Origin of the sequence: Devosia sp. LjRoot3, from assembly GCF_964252865.1 — a bacterium.
Classification (GTDB): Bacteria; Pseudomonadota; Alphaproteobacteria; order Rhizobiales; family Devosiaceae; genus Devosia.
In genome coordinates, this window is record NZ_CAXUPK020000004.1 from 194,621 (window position 1) to 213,333 (window position 18,713).

At 62.0% G+C, this 18,713-nt stretch carries 28 protein-coding genes; 9 read left to right on the forward strand and 19 right to left on the reverse strand.

What is annotated here, in order from left to right; translation table 11 throughout:
* Positions 1 to 191: 191 nt before the first annotated feature.
* The gene (locus tag ACSQ2A_RS15530; protein ID WP_295413296.1) at positions 192 to 752 is read right to left on the reverse strand and encodes a TetR/AcrR family transcriptional regulator; all 561 of its coding nucleotides are present in this window, start codon (positions 750 to 752) and stop codon (positions 192 to 194) included.
* A gap of 57 nt (positions 753 to 809) precedes the next feature.
* On the opposite strand from ACSQ2A_RS15530, the gene ACSQ2A_RS15535 reads away from it, so the two are divergent.
* Complete coding sequence (locus tag ACSQ2A_RS15535) at positions 810 to 1,262, forward strand: DUF2214 family protein (protein ID WP_436072962.1); 453 nt, start codon at positions 810 to 812, stop codon at positions 1,260 to 1,262.
* 121 nt (positions 1,263 to 1,383) lie between these two features.
* Here ACSQ2A_RS15535 and nth read toward each other — a convergent pair whose 3' ends face one another.
* Entirely contained in the window at positions 1,384 to 2,058 is a 675-nt protein-coding gene (nth, locus tag ACSQ2A_RS15540; RefSeq protein WP_436072963.1) for an endonuclease III, read from the reverse strand.
* Between the two features lie 45 nt (positions 2,059 to 2,103).
* On the opposite strand from nth, the gene ACSQ2A_RS15545 reads away from it, so the two are divergent.
* Positions 2,104 to 2,589: a DUF2244 domain-containing protein gene (locus tag ACSQ2A_RS15545; protein ID WP_436072964.1), complete on the forward strand. Its 486-nt coding sequence runs from the start codon at positions 2,104 to 2,106 to the stop codon at positions 2,587 to 2,589.
* A gap of 75 nt (positions 2,590 to 2,664) precedes the next feature.
* On the forward strand, positions 2,665 to 3,534 hold the full coding sequence (locus tag ACSQ2A_RS15550) for a methylated-DNA--[protein]-cysteine S-methyltransferase (RefSeq protein WP_436072965.1): 870 nt from the start codon (positions 2,665 to 2,667) through the stop codon (positions 3,532 to 3,534).
* A gap of 158 nt (positions 3,535 to 3,692) precedes the next feature.
* On the opposite strand, the gene ACSQ2A_RS15555 is transcribed toward ACSQ2A_RS15550, so the two are convergent.
* On the reverse strand, positions 3,693 to 4,307 hold the full coding sequence (locus ACSQ2A_RS15555; RefSeq protein WP_436072966.1) for a 2,3-bisphosphoglycerate-dependent phosphoglycerate mutase: 615 nt from the start codon (positions 4,305 to 4,307) through the stop codon (positions 3,693 to 3,695).
* A 19-nt stretch (positions 4,308 to 4,326) separates the two neighbouring features.
* Positions 4,327 to 5,139, reverse strand: a complete 813-nt coding sequence (gene dapB / locus ACSQ2A_RS15560; protein WP_436072967.1) for a 4-hydroxy-tetrahydrodipicolinate reductase — start codon at positions 5,137 to 5,139, stop codon at positions 4,327 to 4,329.
* 145 nt (positions 5,140 to 5,284) lie between these two features.
* On the opposite strand from dapB, the gene ACSQ2A_RS15565 reads away from it, so the two are divergent.
* The gene (locus ACSQ2A_RS15565) at positions 5,285 to 5,635 is read left to right on the forward strand and encodes a VOC family protein (RefSeq protein WP_295413280.1); all 351 of its coding nucleotides are present in this window, start codon (positions 5,285 to 5,287) and stop codon (positions 5,633 to 5,635) included.
* Between the two features lie 73 nt (positions 5,636 to 5,708).
* On the opposite strand, the gene coaA is transcribed toward ACSQ2A_RS15565, so the two are convergent.
* From coaA to ACSQ2A_RS15610, 9 genes are all read right to left on the reverse strand, one after another.
* Positions 5,709 to 6,662 carry a type I pantothenate kinase gene (coaA, locus tag ACSQ2A_RS15570; RefSeq protein ID WP_436072968.1) on the reverse strand — a complete coding sequence of 318 codons (954 nt, stop codon included), beginning with the start codon at positions 6,660 to 6,662 and terminating at the stop codon, positions 5,709 to 5,711.
* Positions 6,662 to 6,979 carry a phosphoribosyl-ATP diphosphatase gene (locus ACSQ2A_RS15575; RefSeq protein ID WP_436072969.1) on the reverse strand — a complete coding sequence of 106 codons (318 nt, stop codon included), beginning with the start codon at positions 6,977 to 6,979 and terminating at the stop codon, positions 6,662 to 6,664. Before ACSQ2A_RS15575 ends, coaA begins: the two co-directional genes overlap by 1 nt.
* Positions 6,980 to 7,109: 130 nt before the next feature.
* Positions 7,110 to 7,910 (reverse strand): imidazole glycerol phosphate synthase subunit HisF, encoded by an 801-nt coding sequence (gene hisF / locus ACSQ2A_RS15580; protein WP_295413275.1) that lies wholly within the window; start codon positions 7,908 to 7,910, stop codon positions 7,110 to 7,112.
* Positions 7,907 to 8,236 (reverse strand): hypothetical protein, encoded by a 330-nt coding sequence (locus tag ACSQ2A_RS15585; RefSeq protein ID WP_436072970.1) that lies wholly within the window; start codon positions 8,234 to 8,236, stop codon positions 7,907 to 7,909. Before ACSQ2A_RS15585 ends, hisF begins: the two co-directional genes overlap by 4 nt.
* Positions 8,233 to 8,964, reverse strand: coding sequence for a 1-(5-phosphoribosyl)-5-[(5-phosphoribosylamino)methylideneamino]imidazole-4-carboxamide isomerase (hisA, locus tag ACSQ2A_RS15590; protein WP_436072971.1), 732 nt, complete (start codon positions 8,962 to 8,964; stop codon positions 8,233 to 8,235). The genes ACSQ2A_RS15585 and hisA overlap by 4 nt, the downstream gene beginning before the upstream one ends.
* Positions 8,961 to 9,614 carry an imidazole glycerol phosphate synthase subunit HisH gene (gene hisH / locus ACSQ2A_RS15595; protein ID WP_436072972.1) on the reverse strand — a complete coding sequence of 218 codons (654 nt, stop codon included), beginning with the start codon at positions 9,612 to 9,614 and terminating at the stop codon, positions 8,961 to 8,963. The genes hisA and hisH overlap by 4 nt, the downstream gene beginning before the upstream one ends.
* The gene (locus tag ACSQ2A_RS15600) at positions 9,611 to 9,967 is read right to left on the reverse strand and encodes a hypothetical protein (RefSeq protein ID WP_436072973.1); all 357 of its coding nucleotides are present in this window, start codon (positions 9,965 to 9,967) and stop codon (positions 9,611 to 9,613) included. Before ACSQ2A_RS15600 ends, hisH begins: the two co-directional genes overlap by 4 nt.
* A gap of 194 nt (positions 9,968 to 10,161) precedes the next feature.
* A complete protein-coding gene (gene hisB / locus ACSQ2A_RS15605; RefSeq protein ID WP_436072974.1) occupies positions 10,162 to 10,749 on the reverse strand; it encodes an imidazoleglycerol-phosphate dehydratase HisB in 588 nt (195 codons plus the stop codon).
* A gap of 67 nt (positions 10,750 to 10,816) precedes the next feature.
* Entirely contained in the window at positions 10,817 to 11,200 is a 384-nt protein-coding gene (locus ACSQ2A_RS15610) for a VOC family protein (RefSeq protein WP_436072975.1), read from the reverse strand.
* Positions 11,201 to 11,328: 128 nt separating this feature from the next.
* Between ACSQ2A_RS15610 and hslV the strand changes: the two genes are divergently transcribed.
* The 3 genes from hslV to hslU are packed head-to-tail and all read left to right on the forward strand — an operon-like array spanning position 11,329 to position 13,734.
* Positions 11,329 to 11,883 carry an ATP-dependent protease subunit HslV gene (gene hslV / locus ACSQ2A_RS15615; protein WP_436072976.1) on the forward strand — a complete coding sequence of 185 codons (555 nt, stop codon included), beginning with the start codon at positions 11,329 to 11,331 and terminating at the stop codon, positions 11,881 to 11,883.
* Positions 11,884 to 12,417, forward strand: coding sequence for a GNAT family N-acetyltransferase (locus tag ACSQ2A_RS15620; protein ID WP_295413257.1), 534 nt, complete (start codon positions 11,884 to 11,886; stop codon positions 12,415 to 12,417).
* Positions 12,418 to 12,423: 6 nt separating this feature from the next.
* Complete coding sequence (gene hslU / locus ACSQ2A_RS15625; protein WP_436072977.1) at positions 12,424 to 13,734, forward strand: ATP-dependent protease ATPase subunit HslU; 1,311 nt, start codon at positions 12,424 to 12,426, stop codon at positions 13,732 to 13,734.
* A 35-nt stretch (positions 13,735 to 13,769) separates the two neighbouring features.
* On the opposite strand, the gene ACSQ2A_RS15630 is transcribed toward hslU, so the two are convergent.
* The 4 genes from ACSQ2A_RS15630 to ACSQ2A_RS15645 all read right to left on the reverse strand — a co-directional run bounded on the left by ACSQ2A_RS15630 (position 13,770) and on the right by ACSQ2A_RS15645 (position 16,019).
* A complete protein-coding gene (locus tag ACSQ2A_RS15630; protein ID WP_436072978.1) occupies positions 13,770 to 14,258 on the reverse strand; it encodes a hypothetical protein in 489 nt (162 codons plus the stop codon).
* Positions 14,259 to 14,319: 61 nt separating this feature from the next.
* Complete coding sequence (locus tag ACSQ2A_RS15635; RefSeq protein WP_295413249.1) at positions 14,320 to 14,691, reverse strand: helix-turn-helix domain-containing protein; 372 nt, start codon at positions 14,689 to 14,691, stop codon at positions 14,320 to 14,322.
* On the reverse strand, positions 14,688 to 15,269 hold the full coding sequence (locus ACSQ2A_RS15640) for a Smr/MutS family protein (RefSeq protein WP_436072979.1): 582 nt from the start codon (positions 15,267 to 15,269) through the stop codon (positions 14,688 to 14,690). The genes ACSQ2A_RS15635 and ACSQ2A_RS15640 overlap by 4 nt, the downstream gene beginning before the upstream one ends.
* Positions 15,270 to 15,293: 24 nt before the next feature.
* Positions 15,294 to 16,019 (reverse strand): Tim44/TimA family putative adaptor protein, encoded by a 726-nt coding sequence (locus ACSQ2A_RS15645; protein ID WP_436072980.1) that lies wholly within the window; start codon positions 16,017 to 16,019, stop codon positions 15,294 to 15,296.
* 128 nt (positions 16,020 to 16,147) lie between these two features.
* On the opposite strand from ACSQ2A_RS15645, the gene ACSQ2A_RS15650 reads away from it, so the two are divergent.
* On the forward strand, positions 16,148 to 16,621 hold the full coding sequence (locus ACSQ2A_RS15650) for an FxsA family protein (RefSeq protein ID WP_436072981.1): 474 nt from the start codon (positions 16,148 to 16,150) through the stop codon (positions 16,619 to 16,621).
* A gap of 90 nt (positions 16,622 to 16,711) precedes the next feature.
* Positions 16,712 to 17,233 carry a protein-export chaperone SecB gene (secB, locus tag ACSQ2A_RS15655; protein WP_295413240.1) on the forward strand — a complete coding sequence of 174 codons (522 nt, stop codon included), beginning with the start codon at positions 16,712 to 16,714 and terminating at the stop codon, positions 17,231 to 17,233.
* 174 nt (positions 17,234 to 17,407) lie between these two features.
* Here the strand turns inward: secB and dnaQ are convergent, their stop codons facing one another.
* Positions 17,408 to 18,115, reverse strand: a complete 708-nt coding sequence (dnaQ, locus tag ACSQ2A_RS15660; protein ID WP_436073223.1) for a DNA polymerase III subunit epsilon — start codon at positions 18,113 to 18,115, stop codon at positions 17,408 to 17,410.
* A complete protein-coding gene (coaE, locus tag ACSQ2A_RS15665; RefSeq protein WP_436072982.1) occupies positions 18,115 to 18,711 on the reverse strand; it encodes a dephospho-CoA kinase in 597 nt (198 codons plus the stop codon). The genes dnaQ and coaE overlap by 1 nt, the downstream gene beginning before the upstream one ends.
* Positions 18,712 to 18,713: the final 2 nt, after the last annotated feature.

The following is an 18,713-nucleotide window of genomic DNA, read 5'->3' on the forward strand; positions in this document are numbered from 1 at the left end:
GGCAGTCCGGGATGAGGAAAATCGGGGCTGGGTTTAGCGCATGAGGGGAGCGGGGGCAATGTTTTGGGTTTTTGGGGCCCTCGCTCGGCGTCATTCCCGCGACAGCGGGAATCCCCCGGCAGACAAACGGAGATCCCCGCTTTCGCGGGGATGACGCTGTGGAATTTCGTGAGGTCCAGGCGATAGAGGCGCTACAGGCTCCCGATAATTTCGGCGATCAGCGCTTCGGTGTCTTCACCGGCGCGCAGGGCGATCTGGCCGTCGAGGAGCAGGATGGAAAGGCCGTGGACCTTGGCCCAGGCGGCAAGGGCTTTTATGCGGCCAGTCTGCATGTCGCCGCCGACGACGTGGCGCAGGGTATCGAAGGCCGCGTCGGCTGCCATGCGCAGGCCGGGGCGACCGTCTTTCTTGAGCTGGGGCGAGAACATCAGGCGGAAGAGATTGGCATTGCTGAGGGCGAAGAGGACATAGGTCTTGCCCATGGCGGCCATGGGATCGGCCGGATTGCTTGACGCCACTGCTTCCATGGCGGCGGAGAAACGCTGGAAGCCGGTGACGGCGAGCGCTTCGAGGAGAGCAGCGCGGGAATCGAAGTGGCGATAGGGCGCGGCAGCCGAAACGCCGACGGCGCGGGCAAGGTCGCGCAGACCGAGGCCGGCTTCGCCTTCCTTTTCCAGAATGATCAGCGCGGCTTCGAGCAGAGCCTGGCGCAGATTGCCGTGATGATAGGGCGAATTGAGAGATGTTGACATTGTTTACATGACAGGAATAGATGTGAGCACCGTTAACACCTGGGTGAGGACAGGGCAATGGATTGGAATCTGATATTGGCTTGCGCCCACCATCTGGCGGTCTTTTCGCTGGTGGGGATTTTTGCGACGGAATTTGCGCTGATCAGGCCAGGGCTAGGCGGGACCAGGCTCGGGCAGCTGGCGCGGATCGATGCGGCCTATGGCGCGATCGCGATCGTGGTGATCGTTGTTGGAATTTTGCGGGTTTGGTTCGGGGGTGTCGATCCCTGGTATTATCTCGGTAATCACGCCTTTTGGGGGAAGATGGCAGCGTTCCTGGTGATGGGGTTGCTTACCGTCCAGCCGACCATGGCTATCCGGCGCTGGGCGAAGGCGGGCGAGGGCGTCGTCGATTATCTGGTGCCGGAAAGCGAGATCGGGACGAGCCGGCGGTTCGTGCATCTGCAGGCGGGGGTGCTGTTGCTGATCCCGATTTTTGCTGCGGCTATGGCGAGGGGGTATGGGAGCTGAACACACACGTCGTCACCCTCGGGCTTGACCCGAGGGCTCTATACTTGCTGCGCCATCGCCAAGTGCAGTGTCCTCGGGTCAAGCCTGAGGATGACGTTCGGTGGGTTGGGCGTTGGGCCTGCTATGCCGCCCTTGGCAGCGGCGACTTTGGTTCGAAAAGACACCACTCGCTGATCGGGCAGCGCCAGCATTCGGGTTTTCGGGCCTTGCAGATGTAGCGGCCGTGGAGAATCAGCCAGTGGTGAGCGTGCAGCATAAAACGCTCGGGGATCTGCTTTTCGAGGGCCTGTTCCACTGCGAGCGGGGTTTTGCCGGGAGCAAGGCCGGTGCGGTTACCGACGCGAAACAGGTGGGTGTCCACCGCGATGGTCGGCTGCTTGAACCAGATGTTGAGCACTACATTGGCCGTCTTGCGGCCGACGCCGGGCAGGGCTTCGAGCGCCTCGCGATGCTCGGGGACTGCGCCACCGTGCAGGTCGATCAGCATCTGGCTGAGGGTAAAGACGTTCTTGGCCTTGCCGCGATAAAGGCCAATGGTCTTGATGAGATCGGTGATCTGTTCCACGCCCAGCGCCACCATGGCGGCCGGGGAGGGCGCCAGTTCGAAGAGACGTTTTGTGGCCTTGTTGACCCCGGCGTCGGTCGCCTGGGCGGAGAGGACGACAGCGACCAGCAGAGTATAGGCGTTGACGTAGTCGAGTTCGCCCTTGGGCTCGGGCTCGATCTGATGGAACCGCTCGAAAATTGCCTCGGCCTGGGCGCGGTTCAGCTTCTTCACTTTTTTAGGACTTGGCATTCTCTCGACCCCGAATCTCTGCCAATATTTCAGGGCGAGTCCATCATGCCAATGCAAACCAGCACAACGACCAGTCCTCTGTTTTCGGCCACCTTGCGGCCGGACAGGTCACTGCGCGCTGCTGGCGGCTGGATTGGCCTGGCAGCCGCCGGAATTCTTGGCCTGCCCTTCGTGATCTCCGTGCCGGAATTTCTGCTGCCGGGCGTTCTGGGTTTTGTCATTGCCGGGGGTGCGCTTGCGGCCTTTTCGGTGAGGCAGGCGCGGCGCTCGCGGCGCACGGAGCAGATTACCGTCTGGCCCGACCAGATTGAAGTGGTCACTTCGGGCCGGGGGCAGGAGCGGCAGATGCGCCGGCTTGACCCCAAGAAGGTGCGGCTGCTGCTCGACCGGGACGAGAACGAGCGCACCACGGCCATGTATCTCAAGCATGGCGATGAACGCATCGAGATCGGCGCCTTTCTCGCGGTCAATGACAAGTCGAGTTTTGCCCGCGCCTTTGGCCAGGCGGTGCGCAAGGCACGGCACGGCTAGGCGCGTCAAAACCGGGTCGCGGGCCGCCCTCTTCCGGGACTAAAAAGGGCAAAAGCTCAATTGAAAGATACGGCCATGAACCAGCTTGCCCATATCGCCCCGGCCAGCGACTACGACACCATTCGCGCGGCTATTCGCTATCTCAGCGAGAACGGTCCGGATGCGACCGATCTCGGCAAATTTTCGCGGGCGCTCGGGCTGACCGAGCGGCAGTTGACGGACCTCTTTCGACGCTGGTGTGGGCTCTCGCCAAAGAGCTTTGCGCAGGCGGTGGCGCTCGACCATGCAAAATCGCTCCTGCGCGACAAGGCCAGCGTGCTCGACACCACCTATGAGGTGGGGCTGTCTTCCACCTCGCGGCTGCACGATCTTTTTGTCACCTATGAAGCCATGCCGCCGGGGGTGTTTCGCGCCGGGGGTGAGGGGATCGACATGTTCTGGGGCGTGGCGCCTTCGCCCTTCGGGCTCGCCGTGGTGACGGCGACGGAATATGGCATGTCCGGGTTGGGCTTTGCCGATGCGGATATGTCAATCGAAGAGGCTTTTGCCGATCTCGCCAATCGCTGGCCCAAGGCGCGGTTTACCCGGGACGATGCGCGCATTGCGCCGATGGCGGCGCAGGTGTTTGAGCCGGGACGCTGGTCGCCGGATCGGCCGGTGCGGGTGGTGCTTATCGGGACCGACTTTGAGGTGAAGGTCTGGGAGACCCTGCTTAAAATTCCGTGCGGGAAGGCCGTCACCTATTCCAGCGTCGCCAACCATATCGGGCGACCGACGGCGTCTCGCGCGGTGGGCGCGGCAGTGGGAAAGAACCCGATCAGCTTTGTGGTGCCATGCCACCGCGTGGTGGGAACGTCAGGCGCGTTGACGGGGTATCACTGGGGCGTGCCGCGCAAGCGGGCGATTCTCGGCTGGGAGGCCGGGGTGGTTTCGGCGGCGCACTAGGCGCCTTCATCCGCTACGCGGAATGCCTCGAAGTTTCACGTGAATCCTCATCCCGGCACGACGTCATTCCCGCGAAAGTGGGAATCCATTTCTCAGTGCCAGAAACAGAGATCCCCGCTTTCGCGGGGATGACGTCGTGGTTTGGGAGAGGTGAGGGCTTAGAGCTTCAGCCGTTCGACCAGCTTTCCATCCGGGCCGATCTTGTAGACCGTAGGTTCGCCGGTGCCGATTTCGCGGGCGAGAATCTCGTCGGGGGTGAGGCCTTCGATGGCCATGACGAGGGCGCGGAGCGAGTTGCCGTGGGCGGCGATGAGGACGGTCTTGCCGGCTTTGAGCTGGGGCAGGATTTCGGCTTCATAATAGGGCAGGGTGCGGGCCGCGGTGTCCTTGAGGCTTTCGCCGCCCGGAGGGGGAACGTCGAAAGAGCGGCGCCAGATGAGGACCTGCTCTTCGCCCCACTTGGCGCGGGCGTCGTCCTTGTTAAGGCCGGAGAGATCGCCGTAGTCGCGTTCGTTGAGCGCGATGTTGCGGGTAATCGTCACGTTGAGGATGCCCATCTCTTCGAGGATGAGATCGAGCGTGTGCTGGGCGCGGCGCAGGGCCGAGGTGTAAAAGAGGTCAGGCGCGAACTTGCCGGCCTTGAGAGCCTTGCCCGTGGCGCGGGCTTCGCCTTCACCCTGCTCGGTGAGGTTGGGATTGCGCCAACCGGTGAAGAGGTTTTTCAGGTTCCATTCGCTCTGGCCGTGGCGGACCAGGATCAGTGTACCGGACATATTTTTTTGATCCCTAAGACTAGTCGTTGAGGCCGAGGACGTCGGCCATGGAATAGAGGCCCGCGGGCTGGTGGGTAGCCCAGAGGGCGGCGCGGACGGCGCCGTTGGCGTAGATGGTGCGGTCCTGAGCGCGGTGGTTCAGCTCGATGCGCTCGGAGGGGCCGGCAAGGATCACCATGTGGTCGCCGATGACATTGCCCCCACGGAGGGTGGCAAAGCCGATGGTGCCGAATTCGCGCGGGCCGGTGTGGCCGTCGCGAACGCGAACCGAATGATCCTTGAGCGAAATGTTGCGACCCTTGGCGGCAGCTTCGCCCAACAGAAGCGCCGTGCCCGAGGGGGCGTCGACCTTGAGGTTGTGGTGCATCTCAAGGACTTCGACGTCGTAGTCGGGCAGGGCCTGGGCGGCCTTCTCGACGAGGACGGCGAGGGCGACCATGCCGGGGGAGAAGTTTCCGGACTTGACGATGCGCGCGCCGGCGGCACCGGCAGCGGCGATTTCAGCGTCGTCGGCTTCGGAACAGCCGGTGGTGCCGATGAGGTGGACGAGGCCCTTGGTCGCAGCGAGTTTTGCCAGCGCGACGCTGGAGGCGGGGGCCGTGAAATCGATGATGACGTCGGCCTGGTCGAGTAGTGGGGAAACATCGTCGGTGATGGTGACGCCGAGTGCATCGATGCCCGCAAGCGTGCCAGCATCCTTGCCGATCGAGGAGGCGCCGGGGCGATCCACTGCGCCGACGAGTTTGAGACCATGGCTTGCCGCTACTGCCCTGATATTGGCAGATCCCATGCGGCCGCCGGCGCCGACGACAATGGTTCTGAGCTCGGTCATGCCTAGTCTCCAAATATGGTCGCCAACGCCTATATCAGTGCCATGGCCGGCCGCCAACTCCGTGCGGCGATTGGATGAATGCTTCGCAATCGACACAATCGGCGGGAGACTCTAGGCTGGCGTAAAGCGAACACACGGACCCGCAATGACCATCACCAATGCGCTGGCCAGCATTGCCGTCGAAAGCCTGCCTGAATCCCTCGTCTGGTATGAGTATCTGTTCGGCCGGAAAGCCGATGCACGGCCCATGGCCGACGTCGCCGAATGGAAGTTGCCGGGGGGCGGCTGGGTGCATGTGGCGACCGATGCCGACCGGGCAGGGGCGAGCGTACTTATGCTGATCGTCGATGATATTGCGGACGAGCTGGGGCGGCTGGAGATGTTCGGGATCAAGCCGGTGGCTAAGGCGATCGGAGACTTTTTCAAGACCGCGAAACTGCGCGATCCCGATGGCAATATGATCGTCTTGAGCCAGCCGCAGCAGGGGACGTATTAGGCCCCTCTCTCCGGAAACAGAGATCCCCGCTTTCGCGGGGATGACATCGTGGGGGGCGGAGAGTCGATGGGCGTCAGACGCGGCGCAGGCTGACATTCTCGATCAGGTGATCTTTTCCCTTTTTGAGGATCAGATCGGCGCGGCCGCGCGTCGGCAGCACGTTGTCAATGAGGTTGCGCAGGTTGATGGAGCGCCAGACCTGGCGGCCGAAGGAGCCGGCTTCCTCTTCGCTCATTTCGGCAAAGCGGCGGAAGAAGGAGGTGGGGTCCTTGAAGGCGGTTTCGCGCAGGCGGAAGAAGCGCTGCATGAACCAGTCTTCAAGGTCGTCATTGTCGGCGTCGATATAGACCGAGAAATCGAGGAAGTCGGAGGCGAAGAGGATCGGCTTGCCGGTCTTGGGCAATTCGCCGGCCTGCAGGATGTTGAGGCCTTCGACGATGAGAATGTCGGGGCGATCGACTGATATTTCGGTGCCTTCCACCACGTCATAGACGAGATGGGAATAGACCGGGACCTTTACGTTCGCCTTGCCCGATTTGATGTCGGCCAAAAAGTTGACGAAGCGGGCGCGGTCGTAGCTTTCCGGAAAACCCTTGCGCTCCATCAGGCCTTTTTCGGCGAGCACGGCATTGGGGTACAAAAAGCCGTCGGTGGTGACGAGATCGACGCGGGGTGTCGACGGCCAGCGCGAGAGCAAGGTCTGCAGGATACGCGCGGTAGTCGATTTGCCCACCGCAACCGAACCGGCGACGCCGATGATGAAGGGCACCTTGTGACCATGCGGGGTTTGGAGGAACCGCGACTGGACGTTGTGAAGACCCTGGATGGCTTCGACGTAGTAGGACAGCAAGCGCGAAAGCGGCAGGTAGACCTCTTCGGCTTCTTCCAGGGAGATCGGGTCGGTGAGGCCGCGCAGGCGATCGATGTCGCTCTGGTCGAGCGTCATCGGCTGGCCGTCGCGCAGCTTGCTCCATTCGGCCTTGGTAAAATTGTGATAGGGGTCGAGCGCGGGGGAACGAGGCGCCATTACTGCTTTTCCGATCGGGAGGCTTTTTCGGCAAGGCCGGACTGGGCGGTGCGCGCATCGAGCTCGGCCATGATTTCAGCGAGCGGAATGTCGGCCGCCTTGAGCACGACGAGGAGATGGTAGAGGAGGTCAGCGGATTCCTTGACCAGCTCGGCGCGGTCGCCGGTGACGGCGGCGATGACGGCTTCGGTCGCTTCCTCGCCGACTTTTTGCGCGGCTTTTTTCATGCCGCGGGCGATGAGCTTTGCCGTGTAACTTTCCTCGGGCGAAGCGGCGGCGCGGATGGCGATGCGGGCTTCGAGTTCTTCAAGGGTCATTTTTTGGTCCTTTGGGCCCGCTTTCACCGCGTCATTTCCGCGTAAGCGGAAATCCCAGTTTCCGTTCCCGAGATCCCCGCTTTCGCGGGGATGACGTTGTGATGGAATGACGTGCCGGGGCAATCCCTACTTAAGCCGCTGCCGCATCGAGCCGCATGGCGATGCCATGATCGGCCATGTAGCGCTTCGCTTCGGGAATCGTAAAAGTGCCGAAGTGGAAGATGGAGGCGGCAAGGACGGCGCTGGCGTGACCTTCGGTGACGCCATCGACGAGGTCCTGCAGTTTTCCGACACCGCCCGAGGCGATAACCGGGACTTCCACCGAGTCGGCAATGGCGCGGGTGAGCTTGAGGTCAAAGCCGGACTTGGTGCCGTCGCGATCCATGGAGGTCACCAAGAGTTCGCCGGCGCCGCGCTCGACCATTTTGGCGGCAAATTCGACCGCGTCGATGCCGGTGGGGCGGCGGCCGCCATGGGTGTAGATTTCCCATTCGGAGCGATTGTCGCCGCCGACCTTTGCATCGAGCCGCTGCTTGGCATCGACCGAAACGACGATGCACTGATTGCCGAACTTGTCCGCCGCGCGAGCGATGAAATCGGGATCGTTTACGGCGGCGGAATTGATCGCCACCTTGTCCGCGCCGGCCAGGAGGAGTTTTCGAATATCTTCGATGGAGCGGACGCCACCGCCGACGGTGACCGGCATGAAGCAGTGTTCGGCCGTGCGGGCGACGACGTCGAAAATGGTGTCGCGGCCTTCGTGGCTGGCGGTGATGTCGAGGAAGGTCAATTCATCGGCGCCGGCCGCGTCATAGGCCATGGCGGCCTGAACCGGGTCGCCGGCATCGATGAGATCAACGAAGTTGACGCCTTTGACGACGCGGCCGCCGGCTACGTCGAGGCAGGGAATGATGCGGGTTTTCAGGGTCATGAGCGTTTGCCCTTCTGCATCTGCCCCCAGGCGATGCGGTGAATGATGAGCGTTGCGAGCCAGACGAAGAAGGCAGCGCCGCCAAGTGGCAGGGTGGCTATGGCGAACCAGCCGAGCACGAAGAGAGTGTAGATGGTCGGGCCCAGATCATTGCCGCCGACCACGCAGGTATTGATGCTGCCCTCGTTGAGAGCGCAGCCATTGCTTTCGGCGATGAAGCCGGCGGTAAGCACCGAGATCACCGGCGCGAAGGCGAAGAGCGCGATGACGGCGAGAAAGAGCCAATAGGCCCACCACGGAAATTTGGCAGGCCGGGCTTCGCTCACGCCGCGGCCCTCAGTTTTGCCAGTGCTTCACGTGAATCAATCCGGCCATCGTAAAGTGCACGGCCGGAAATGGCGCCTTCGAGAACCTGATATTCGGGGCGGGTCATGCGATCGATATCGTCCATGGAGGCGAGGCCGCCGGAAGCGATCACCGGGATTGAGGTCGAGCGGGCAAGCTCGAGGGTCGAGTCCCAGTTGATGCCGGCGAGGATGCCGTCGCGGTCGATGTCGGTGTAGATGATGGCCGCGACGCCGGCGCCTTCAAAACGCTTGGCGAGTTCGATGATCGAGAGTTCGGAGGTTTCCGCCCAGCCTTCGACCGCGACCATGCCGCCCTTCGCATCGGTGCCGACGGCGACCTGGCCGGGCCACTTTTTGGCGGCCTCTTTCACCAGCTCCGGATTCCTCACAGCGACCGTACCGAGGATGACGCGGGCAAGACCCTTGTCGAGCCAGGCTTCAATGTGGTCGAGCGTGCGAATGCCGCCGCCGAGCTGGACGGGGAATTTTACAGTCTTCAAAATCTGCTCGACGGCAGCGCCGTTGACGCTCTCGCCGGCGAAGGCGCCGTTGAGATCGACGACGTGCAGATATTCAAAGCCCTGATCTTCGAACGACTTTGCCTGGGCGGCGGGATCGTCGTTGAAGACAGTGGCCTGGTTCATGTCGCCCAGTTTGAGGCGCACGCACTGACCGTCCTTGAGGTCGATGGCCGGGAACAGGATCATGGCGTCCACCCCATAAAATTCTCGATCAGTTTGAGGCCGAGGGCCTGGCTCTTTTCCGGGTGAAACTGCGTCCCGAAAATATTGTCGCGGCCGACGCAGGCCGTCACCACACCACCATAGTCGGTGGTGGCGAGGAGGTGCGCCGGGTCCTCGGTGAGGAAGTGGTAGGAGTGTACGAAATAGGCGTGGAGGCCATTGGGACCATCCGGGATGCCGGCGAGGAGGGCGTGGGGTTTTGTCACCGAAATGGTGTTCCAGCCCATGTGCGGAATCTTCAGGTTTGGATCGGTCGGCTTGATCTTTTCGACGGCGCCGGGGATCCAGCCAAGACCTGCCGTGATGACCTTTTCGCGGCCTTCCCCAGCGAGAAGCTGCATGCCGACGCAGACGCCGAGGAACGGCGTGGTGCCACGGATGACGCGCTCTTCCAGAACCTCGGTCATGCCGGCGACGGCATCAAGGCCCGCTTTGCAATCGGCGAAGGCGCCGACGCCGGGGAGCATGATGCGGTCGGCGCGGCGGACGACTTCAGGGTCGGCAGTGACGACGATGTCGGGGCTGCTTACGAGCGAGGCGGCGACGCGCTCGAAGGCATTGGCGGCGGAGCGGAGATTGCCCGCGCCATAGTCGATAATGGCAACAGTGCTCATGGACGAGATTCCATAACAGCGAGACGGGCAAGGTCGGCATCGGCGGCGACGCGGTGGCCAAGCGAAGAGAGACCACGACGTTTCAGTGCGCGACGCTCGGCGCCCGGTGCGGCAAAGCCGCAGGCGATGGCGAGGAGGATGTAGAGCCAGAGAGTGGCGTCCGGGCCGAGATAGCGCGCGCCAAAAATCAGCGCGACGAGGCCGACGGCAAAAAGGCCCAGGAGATCCCAATGTCGATGGAGCAGCGCATGGACGGGCGGCAACAGGGCCGAAACCCAAGAGAAGCGCTCGGCGACGGCCACGGGCAGGGCGGTCGGGTCATCGACGGATCGGTAGAGGGCAAAGAGGGTCACGGGGAACTCCCAGGACGGAATGAGGTCCACTTAGTGCAAAAAGCGGAAATGCGAAAGGCCACGACCTATTTGATGCGTCGTCATTGCCCGGCTTGTCCGGGCAATCCAGCTTTCTGAGGCCCGCCATCCTGCGGATGGCATGGACTGCCGGGACAAGCCCGGCAGTGACGACAACTGAAGTAGCGGCGATTGGCTTACAGCGTGCCCTTGGTGCTGGGGACGCGGTCGGCCTGGCGGGGGTCGATTTCGAGCGCATCGCGCAGGGCGCGGGCCACCGCCTTGAACATCGACTCGGCCAGATGATGGTTGTTGTCGAAGTAGAAGTTTTCGACATGCAGCGTGATGCCGGCATTGATGGCAAAAGCCTGGAAGAACTCGCGGAAAAGTTCGGTGTCGATGTCGCCGATCTTGTCGCGGTTGAACTCGGCCTTGAAGACGAGGAAGGGCCGGCCCGAAACGTCGAGCGCCGCGCGGGTAAGAGTGCCATCCATGGGCAGGTCGCACGAGGCGTAGCGGCGGATGCCCTTCTTGTCGCCGATCGCTTTGGCAATGGCTTGACCGAGGGCAATACCGACATCTTCCACCGTGTGGTGGAAATCGATGTGCAGGTCGCCCTTGCAGGTGACGTCCATGTCGATGAGCGAGTGGCGCGAGAGCTGGTCGAGCATGTGATCGAAGAAGCCGACGCCGGTCGCCATTTTATGCGCGCCGGTGCCGTCGAGATTGATCGAGACAGCAATCTCGGTCTCGTTGGTCTTGCGGGCGATGGTGGCGGTGCGCATTGCAAATGTCTCCGGAGATCGGGGCTCACTAGCAGATATGCGCAAAGGCTTAAAGATCGCGTTGCTTTCAGCCGATGGGCGCGACCAGCATGATCAGATTGCCGTCGGGGTCCTCGACATAAGCCGCGCGCTCGCCCCAAGGCTGGTCGATCGGCGGCATGACGATGGGGGCTCCGAGGACAGCAAGCGTCGCGTCGACGTCATCGACATTGATGCAGAGCTCGATGCGGTGGCCGCTGGCGGGGCGGAGGGGGCGACCGTGAACGCCCTTGTCGGAGAGGATGCCGAGGCCGATTTCGGTTTCGCCGAAGGACAGGGTTAGGAAGACCGGCTCATCTTCGGGCGGAAACTGATAGACCAGCGTTCCGCCTAATATGGTCTCATAGAAGCGGCGCGACGCGGGCATGTCGGCAACCGAAAGCATGGGCATGACCCGGCTGGCTCTTGGCATTTTTTCGCCCTCCTCCGATTTCCTCTTTGCCGTCCAACGCGCATGGCTTGGTTGCCGTTGCGCGGGGCTGGTTGCAAACGGCGGCCTTGCGCCTAAATATCACTCAACAGTTCGGAGTATTTCCCCCCATGAGTGAAAACGCATTTCCCGGCTGGCACGGGACAACGATCGTTTCCGTGCGCAAGGGCAACAAGGTCGTGGTCGCTGGCGATGGCCAGGTTTCCATGGGCCAGACGGTGATGAAGCATACGGCGAAGAAAGTTCGCCGGCTGGCCGGCGGCAAGGTGATCGGCGGCTTTGCCGGTTCGACCGCCGACGCCTTTACCCTCTTCGAACGGCTCGAAGGCAAGCTGGAGCAATATCCTGACCAGCTGATGCGCGCTGCCGTCGAATTGGCCAAGGATTGGCGGACGGACCGCTATCTGCGGAAGCTCGAAGCCATGATGATCGTGGCCGACAAGACCGACACGCTGGTGCTTACCGGTACGGGCGACGTTCTTACCCCTGACCATGGTGTGATCGCCATTGGCTCAGGCGGCAATTATGCGCATTCGGCCGCCCTGGCCCTGCATCAGGCGACCGAGCTTGATGCGGAAGACATTGCCCGTCGCGCCATGAAGATCGCAGAGGAAATCTGCGTCTACACCAATGGCAACGTAACCCTCGAAACCATCGAGCTCTAAGTGACCTTTTCCATTCGGCAACTCGGCGTGAAGGATGCAGCGGCCTATCGGGCCATTCGGCACGAGGCGCTGGCCAATCATCCGGAGGCCTTCGTGTCTTCGGCGGAGAACTTTGCGCAGAGAACTGACGCGGATGTCAGGCAGATGCTGGAGACCCTGACGGTCTTTGGCGCCGAACTGCCGGATGGATCGATTGGCGGCATCAATGCCTTCATGCGCAATGATGCGGCCAAGGAACGGCACCGGGGCTGGATGATCCAGGTCTATGTGCAGCCAGAGCATCGCGGCAGCGGCATGTCGAAGGCTCTTTGCGAGCACCTGATCCAGCATGCACGGGAAAAGGTCATCCAGGTCCATCTCGGGGTCTGGGCCGAGAACGAGCCGGCCATCCGCCTCTATAAGCGGCTGGGCTTTGAGACTTATGGGACAGAGCCCCGCTACCTCTTCGTGAACGGTCGATATATCGACGAACACCTGATGGTGCGCTTCCTGGACCGCGAACCGGTTCAACAGCAAGGCACCGATCGAAAGTGACAAGAAATGAGTGAAACCAATTTTTCGCCGCGCGAAATCGTTTCGGAGCTGGACCGCAATATTGTCGGCCAGCAGGATGCCAAGCGCGCCGTCGCCGTGGCGCTGCGCAATCGCTGGCGCCGGCAGCAGCTTTCCCCCGAGCTGCGCCGTGAAGTGACGCCGAAGAATATTTTGATGATCGGGCCGACCGGCGTCGGCAAGACCGAGATTTCGCGTCGCCTGGCGCGGCTGGCACAGGCGCCATTTGTAAAAGTGGAAGCGACCAAGTTCACCGAGGTCGGCTATGTCGGCCGCGACGTGGAGCAGATTGTTCGCGACCTTGTCGAAGCCGGTATCACCGTGCTCCGCGACAAGCGCCGACGCGATGTGCAGGCGCAGGCGCACCACAATGCCGAGGAGCGGGTGCTTGATGCACTGGTCGGCACTTCGGCGACGCCGTCGACGCGCGACTCGTTCCGCAACAAGCTGCGGAACAACGAACTCGACGACAAGGAAATCGAGATCGAGATACAGCCGAGCCCGAATACGGGCGGGTTCGAAATCCCCGGCATGCCCAATGGCGGCATCGGCATGATCAACCTTTCCGACATGTTCAAGTCGGCGATGGGCGGTCGCGGTGTGAAGCGCAAGGTCAAGGTGAAGGACGCCTATGAGCCGCTGATCGCCGAAGAGGCCGACAAGCTGCTCGATCAGGAACAGCTCAAGACGGAAGCCATCGAGCTCGTGGAAAACCACGGCATCGTCTTCATCGACGAAATCGACAAGGTCGCGGCCCGCGAGGGTGGCGTATCAGGCGGTCCGTCGCGCGAAGGCGTGCAGCGGGACCTGCTTCCCTTGATCGAAGGCACGACGGTGTCGACGAAATATGGGCCGGTGAAGACGGACCATATCCTGTTCATTGCCTCGGGTGCGTTCCATGTGAGCAAGCCCTCGGACCTGCTGCCGGAGCTGCAAGGCCGTTTGCCGATCCGGGTGGAGCTGAAGGCGCTGACCCGCGAAGATTTCATTCGCATCCTCAACGACACCGAGGCGAGCCTGGTGCGCCAATATGTGGCGCTGATGGGGACCGAAGGGGTCACGCTGAGCTTCACGACTGACGCCATCGAGGCAATTGCCGATGCGGCGGTGAAGGTCAATGATTCAGTCGAGAATATCGGCGCGCGGCGTTTGCAGACGGTGATGGAGCGGCTCGTGGAAGAGATTTCCTTCGATGCGCCTGACAAAGCCGGGCAGTCGATCGAGATTGACGCCGCCTTTGTTCGCGAAAAGGTGGGCGTTCTCGCCAAAGACACCGATCTCAGCAAGTTCGTACTTTAGCCTTCATATGCCCGCCCCAAAAGGGCGGGCGTTTTCTAGATCAGCGCGGCGATGCGCGCATCGCTAAGGGCATAGATGCATTCGTTGCGCACCTGGCTCAATGCCGGGTCGAGAACCCCAGCGACCTTGACCAGCGCCTCATCGATCAGGCGAACGGCGTCGAGGGTCGAGATCTCGATTTCATTGTCGACGCAGATGTCACTCGCAGCATAGCTGCTGCTGGCAAGGACACTGAGCACGCCCTGCGGATTGGCGCGAAGCGCCCGCGACAGGGTGATAACAAGGCTTTCCGACGTTCCGGCATCCGTCCCCGCCGCCAGGAGCGGCACGAGGTCGATCCAGCCACGGTCGCCTGCCTCGACATGGGTGAGAAACGCATTCCAGGACGCTTCGTCGAGCGAGCGCACCACGGAACTCGCATCGCTCTCTGCGAGGAGCGCGCGAAAATCACCCGGGGTCAGGTCGGCGGAGAGGGCTGGTAGGGACAACGCGGCAAGGATGGCCGCGACACCAATCGTGCGCATGGGAACCTCCTACTGCATGGGCCATAAAATACGCCCATCGAGAGGTGGATTCCAGCGCCGCCTAACCGCGCTTCTTGCCCGCGCGCTTCACCAATTCATCGCGCAGGAATTTGAGGTCTTCGGGCTCGAGACGCTCGATATTGTCGCGTAGACGATTGGTGAATTCGGTGGCTTCGGGGGCGAGGCCGCCGGTGTCGATCGTCACTTTTGGATCGGAAATTTCGGCGAGGCGCTGCAGCTCTTCGGCTTCGTCCCAGATGACGTTGAAGAAGGCGATGATGCGGTGGAGCAGGAAGCTGGTGGGCTGGCCGCGGCGGCCGTGTTCGAGGGCCGAGAGATAGGCGCTCGAGACGTTGAGGGCGGCAGCCATTTCTTTCAAAGAAATGCCGCGGGCCTCGCGAAGCGCGCGGAATTTTGCGCCAAGCGGGGTCATGGGCGCCTCAGGCGCACATACCAGGCGCCCTCCCCACCATGGCCGCGGGCCGCGAGGCTCCAGCCGGAAATCATATGCGACAGGCCCGGCTCGGAAAGCCAGATCGGCAGCATGGTGCGCAGGATGCCGCGCTCGGTCATGGCAGCGACATAGTCGTTTTCGGTTTTGGCGCCCTTGCCGGTGATGACGAGCAAGGTGCGGTCGCCGCGGGCAGCGCGGGCACCGATATAGCGGCGGAGGGTTTCGCGGGCTTCGACCTGGGTCATGCCGTGAAGGTCGATGGTGCCATCGATCTCGATGCGGCCGCGGCGGACCTTTTTGTGGATAGCCGGATCAACGTTTTTCTCGACCACCTGCACCGGCTGGGTGGGCGCCTGATAGGGTGGCAGGAAGGGCTTTTTGGGACTGCCCATTTTGGGCGGCGCCTTGATGGCGGGGGTCGGTTCAGGCTCGGGGATGGGCAGGGTGCCATGCCCCAACTTGAGGAGACCCTTGCGGCGCAAGGGTTCAACCGTGGCGGACACGGTCGTCCACAGGTGAAAATCGTGCGGCAGGCGCTTGGGGTCGCGCTTGGACATGGAAGGGCCTGCCGCAAAAAGATTTTAGTCGAGCTGGCTCGTGGTGATGACCTTCCAATTGGGGTCGCGCGATTTGGGATTGCGCGCAAAGGTCCACTCGTCAGCGATAGTCTGCACCTGGTCGGCATTGCCTTCGACGAGATTGCCGTCCTTGTCGCGGATGGCCGAGACGACTTCGGCATGGAAATCGACGGTCACCAGCACGTTCTTCTTGTCATATTCGGCCGAGACGATGGCAATCTTGGGCAGGCCGACAAAGGTAAAGTCATTCTTCTGGCCGGCGGCCTCGCGCTCGGTGAGGGCGCGGGCAAAGCTATCGTAGACGTCCTTGTCGAGGAGGTTCTTCAGGGTCTGGCGATCGCCCTCGGCAAAGGCGGTGACGATCATCTCATAGGCCTGCTTGGCGCCTTCGAGGAAGGATTTGGGCGTAAAGGTGGGGTCGGCTTCGACAACGGCGCGAAGGCCGTTTGCGAGATCTGCATTGCCTGACGCAGCCTGTTCGATCTCGGCCTCGGTCTTGCGGGTGCGGCGCTCGTCATCGAGATTGGGCGCATCGGTGGGACGGGGACGGATCGGCACGACCGTTTCGTCGCCATTGGCGGCCTTCTTCTCGGTCGGGGTCGAGCGAGAGCGGTCGATTGGCGGGCGCTCATTGCCCGTCCGCGTTCCCAGGACCGAGCGGAGGCGGAACAGCACGAAAACCGCGACCACGATGGCGATGAGAGTAGGCAGATCGAGAAAATCGTCCATGAATCGGTGCACCTGAGAAGTTGGGCGCTCGCCGAGCGCTTTTGTCGTTCCTATATATAGGGAAAGCTTTAGCTCAAAACCAGTTCACACAAGGTAGCGCGATTTGCCGCGCCCTTCACAAACAAAGGATGACCCGGTTGCTCCGCTTCATTCCCCTGCTCCTTCTGGCCTTGCCGCTGATCGAGATTGCGCTTTTCATTCTCGTCGGCCGCGCCATCGGCGTGCTGCCGACGCTGGGTCTTGTCATTCTCGCCGTGGTTGTCGGCGGCTTTGTGTTGCGCCAGCAAGGTCTGGGCGTGCTCAACCGCATGCGCACCAATATGCAAACCGGTACGCTTCCCGGACAGACCCTGTTCGACGGCATGGCGCTGGCCCTGGCCGCAGTCTTTCTCATCATTCCCGGATTTTTGGGCGACTTCGTCGCCATTCTGCTGCTGCTTCCGCCGGTGCGCGCCTGGCTCTACAAGACGCTGACGCGCAATGTAACCGTGGTTGAAACAACGACCAGCTATCGCCGCGCGTCGCCGACCGATTCCGCGCCGACCCATCTTAACGGACCGGGAACCATCGACCTCGATGACGACGACTGGCAGCGCAAATAGCGTTGCAAAAGGCCTCTTTGCTTGTTCCTTTGGGGCAAAGATGCTAGCCACCCGCAGGACTGTTCCAACCGGAATATAAAGGGACCAAAGATGGCCGAAGAAAACGAAGGCGCAGCAGCGACCCAGCCCGGCACCGCGCCCAGCATGAACCTTGTGGGTCAATATGTGCGCGACCTTTCCTTCGAGAACCCCGGCGCGCCCGGCTCGATCCTGGCCGGCGGCGGCAATCCGGCCTTCAACGTTTCGATCTCGGTCGGCGTCAAGAAGCAGGCCGACGACCTCTATGCGGTCGAGCTGAACCTCAAGGCCAAGGCCAATCGCGAGGAAACGCTGCTGTTCAACGTGGAACTGGTCTATGGCGGCGTTTTCCGCCTCAAGAACATTCCCGAAGCCCAGCTCAGCGGCCTTCTCATGGTCGAATGCCCGCGCCTGATCTTCCCGTTTGCCCGTCAGGTCCTGGCCAATGTCACCCAGCAGGGCGGTTTCCCGCCGCTGATGATGGAGCCGGTCGACTTCATGGCGATCTACCGCCAAAATCTTGCAGCCCTTGCTGCCAAGCAGCAGGCCGAAGGTGGCGCAGCCGCCGCTCCGGCAACCGACCTGCCGAACTGATTTTTGGTTTTTTGAAATTTGAAGAACCCCGGCGAGAGCTGGGGTTTTTTGTTTCTGGGGGGTGCGCTCGCTGATTCATTCCCGCGAAAGCGGGAATCCATGCGTGTCAAACAGAGATTCCCGCTTTCGCGGGAATGGCACCGTGGGGGAAGAGGGTCCGGAAGGACCAGCGGATTACTCCGCCGCCGCGACCTCGGCATATTGGGCCCAGATCGCGCTTTCGCCCATTTTTCCCACGAAGGCTTCGTGCGCCGCGGCTTCCGCTGAAGTCACGCGCGATGGGAGCGGGGCAGGGCGGGGCAGAGCGGCGATGCGGGTCGCGAGGGCGTCGCTGCCGTCGCTTTCGACCTCGGCAATGAGAGCCAGGCTCACCTGCTTGCCGCCGATCAGCTCGAGATAGACTTCAGCCAGGATCTCGCTGTCGAGGAGAGCGCCGTGCAGCGTGCGGCGGGAATTGTCGATGCCATAGTGCTTGCAGAGCGCGTCGAGGCTGACGCGGGCGCCCGGGTGCTTTTTGCGGGCGAGCATGACCGTGTCGATGACTTCGTTGTCGAGAATAGGCAGGCCGGCCCAGCCAAGCTCGGCATTCAAAAAACCCATATCGAAAGGGGCGTTGTGAATGATGAGCCGGGCGCCATCGACAAAGGTCCGAAACTCCTCGGCCAGCGTCTTGAAAACCGGCTTGTCGGACAAAAACTCTTCGCTCAACCCATGCACACGGAATGCCTCGTCGGGCATGGAGCGCTGAGGGTTGATGTAGACGTGAAAATTCTTGCCCGAGGGAATATGATTGATCAGCTCGACGCAGCCGATTTCGACGAGGCGATCGCCCTCGGCATGGGAAAGGCCCGTGGTTTCGGTATCGAGCACGATTTCCCGGATCATATTTCTGGTCCCTTTGCCTTGAGGTCGGCGATCAAAGCCGCGACTTCGGCATCGATTTCCTCGCGCGGGCGCTCGGTATCGAAGAGATATGTGGCCCGCTTCTTCTTTTCATCCTGCGGCATCTGGCGGGCAAGCAAGGTATCGCGCTTTTCCACGGTCATGCCCGGCCGGGCCATGATCCGTACAGCCTGAATCTCGGGGTCGACAAAGGTCACGGCCACGGCGTCAAAGCCGCAATTGAAGCCGCTTTCGAAGAGCAGGGGGACTTCGACGGCCGCTGCGATGGCGCCGGCGGCCTCGGCGCCGTCCATAAATTCGGCGATTTTCTGCCGGACCAGGGGATGAACCACGGCTTCCAATTTCTTGAAATTTTGCGGCTCGGCCGCGAGGCGCCGCGCCAATTCCTGGCGGTCTATTTTTTGGTCTCTGGTGACGCCGGGAAAAAGAGCTTCAACCGGGGCGAGGGCTTCGCCCTCGTAGAGTGCAGCGACTGCGGCATCGGCCGAGAATGTCGGAACACCGACTTTTTCGAACGCGGCGAGCAGGGTGGATTTGCCGGTGGCGATCGATCCGGTGACCCCGATCCGCCACATGG

Coding starts and splice junctions, on each gene's coding strand:
- ACSQ2A_RS15530 (WP_295413296.1), bottom strand. CDS start 752: ATGTCAACATCTCTCAATTCGCCCTATCATCACGGCAATCTGCGCCAG.
- ACSQ2A_RS15535 (WP_436072962.1), top strand. CDS start 810: ATGGATTGGAATCTGATATTGGCTTGCGCCCACCATCTGGCGGTCTTT.
- nth (WP_436072963.1), bottom strand. CDS start 2,058: ATGCCAAGTCCTAAAAAAGTGAAGAAGCTGAACCGCGCCCAGGCCGAG.
- ACSQ2A_RS15545 (WP_436072964.1), top strand. CDS start 2,104: ATGCCAATGCAAACCAGCACAACGACCAGTCCTCTGTTTTCGGCCACC.
- ACSQ2A_RS15550 (WP_436072965.1), top strand. CDS start 2,665: ATGAACCAGCTTGCCCATATCGCCCCGGCCAGCGACTACGACACCATT.
- ACSQ2A_RS15555 (WP_436072966.1), bottom strand. CDS start 4,307: ATGTCCGGTACACTGATCCTGGTCCGCCACGGCCAGAGCGAATGGAAC.
- dapB (WP_436072967.1), bottom strand. CDS start 5,139: ATGACCGAGCTCAGAACCATTGTCGTCGGCGCCGGCGGCCGCATGGGA.
- ACSQ2A_RS15565 (WP_295413280.1), top strand. CDS start 5,285: ATGACCATCACCAATGCGCTGGCCAGCATTGCCGTCGAAAGCCTGCCT.
- coaA (WP_436072968.1), bottom strand. CDS start 6,662: ATGGCGCCTCGTTCCCCCGCGCTCGACCCCTATCACAATTTTACCAAG.
- ACSQ2A_RS15575 (WP_436072969.1), bottom strand. CDS start 6,979: ATGACCCTTGAAGAACTCGAAGCCCGCATCGCCATCCGCGCCGCCGCT.
- hisF (WP_295413275.1), bottom strand. CDS start 7,910: ATGACCCTGAAAACCCGCATCATTCCCTGCCTCGACGTAGCCGGCGGC.
- hisA (WP_436072971.1), bottom strand. CDS start 8,964: ATGATCCTGTTCCCGGCCATCGACCTCAAGGACGGTCAGTGCGTGCGC.
- hisH (WP_436072972.1), bottom strand. CDS start 9,614: ATGAGCACTGTTGCCATTATCGACTATGGCGCGGGCAATCTCCGCTCC.
- hisB (WP_436072974.1), bottom strand. CDS start 10,749: ATGCGCACCGCCACCATCGCCCGCAAGACCAACGAGACCGAGATTGCT.
- ACSQ2A_RS15610 (WP_436072975.1), bottom strand. CDS start 11,200: ATGCCAAGAGCCAGCCGGGTCATGCCCATGCTTTCGGTTGCCGACATG.
- hslV (WP_436072976.1), top strand. CDS start 11,329: ATGAGTGAAAACGCATTTCCCGGCTGGCACGGGACAACGATCGTTTCC.
- hslU (WP_436072977.1), top strand. CDS start 12,424: ATGAGTGAAACCAATTTTTCGCCGCGCGAAATCGTTTCGGAGCTGGAC.
- ACSQ2A_RS15630 (WP_436072978.1), bottom strand. CDS start 14,258: ATGCGCACGATTGGTGTCGCGGCCATCCTTGCCGCGTTGTCCCTACCA.
- ACSQ2A_RS15635 (WP_295413249.1), bottom strand. CDS start 14,691: ATGACCCCGCTTGGCGCAAAATTCCGCGCGCTTCGCGAGGCCCGCGGC.
- ACSQ2A_RS15640 (WP_436072979.1), bottom strand. CDS start 15,269: ATGTCCAAGCGCGACCCCAAGCGCCTGCCGCACGATTTTCACCTGTGG.
- ACSQ2A_RS15645 (WP_436072980.1), bottom strand. CDS start 16,019: ATGGACGATTTTCTCGATCTGCCTACTCTCATCGCCATCGTGGTCGCG.
- ACSQ2A_RS15650 (WP_436072981.1), top strand. CDS start 16,148: ATGACCCGGTTGCTCCGCTTCATTCCCCTGCTCCTTCTGGCCTTGCCG.
- secB (WP_295413240.1), top strand. CDS start 16,712: ATGGCCGAAGAAAACGAAGGCGCAGCAGCGACCCAGCCCGGCACCGCG.
- coaE (WP_436072982.1), bottom strand. CDS start 18,711: ATGTGGCGGATCGGGGTCACCGGATCGATCGCCACCGGCAAATCCACC.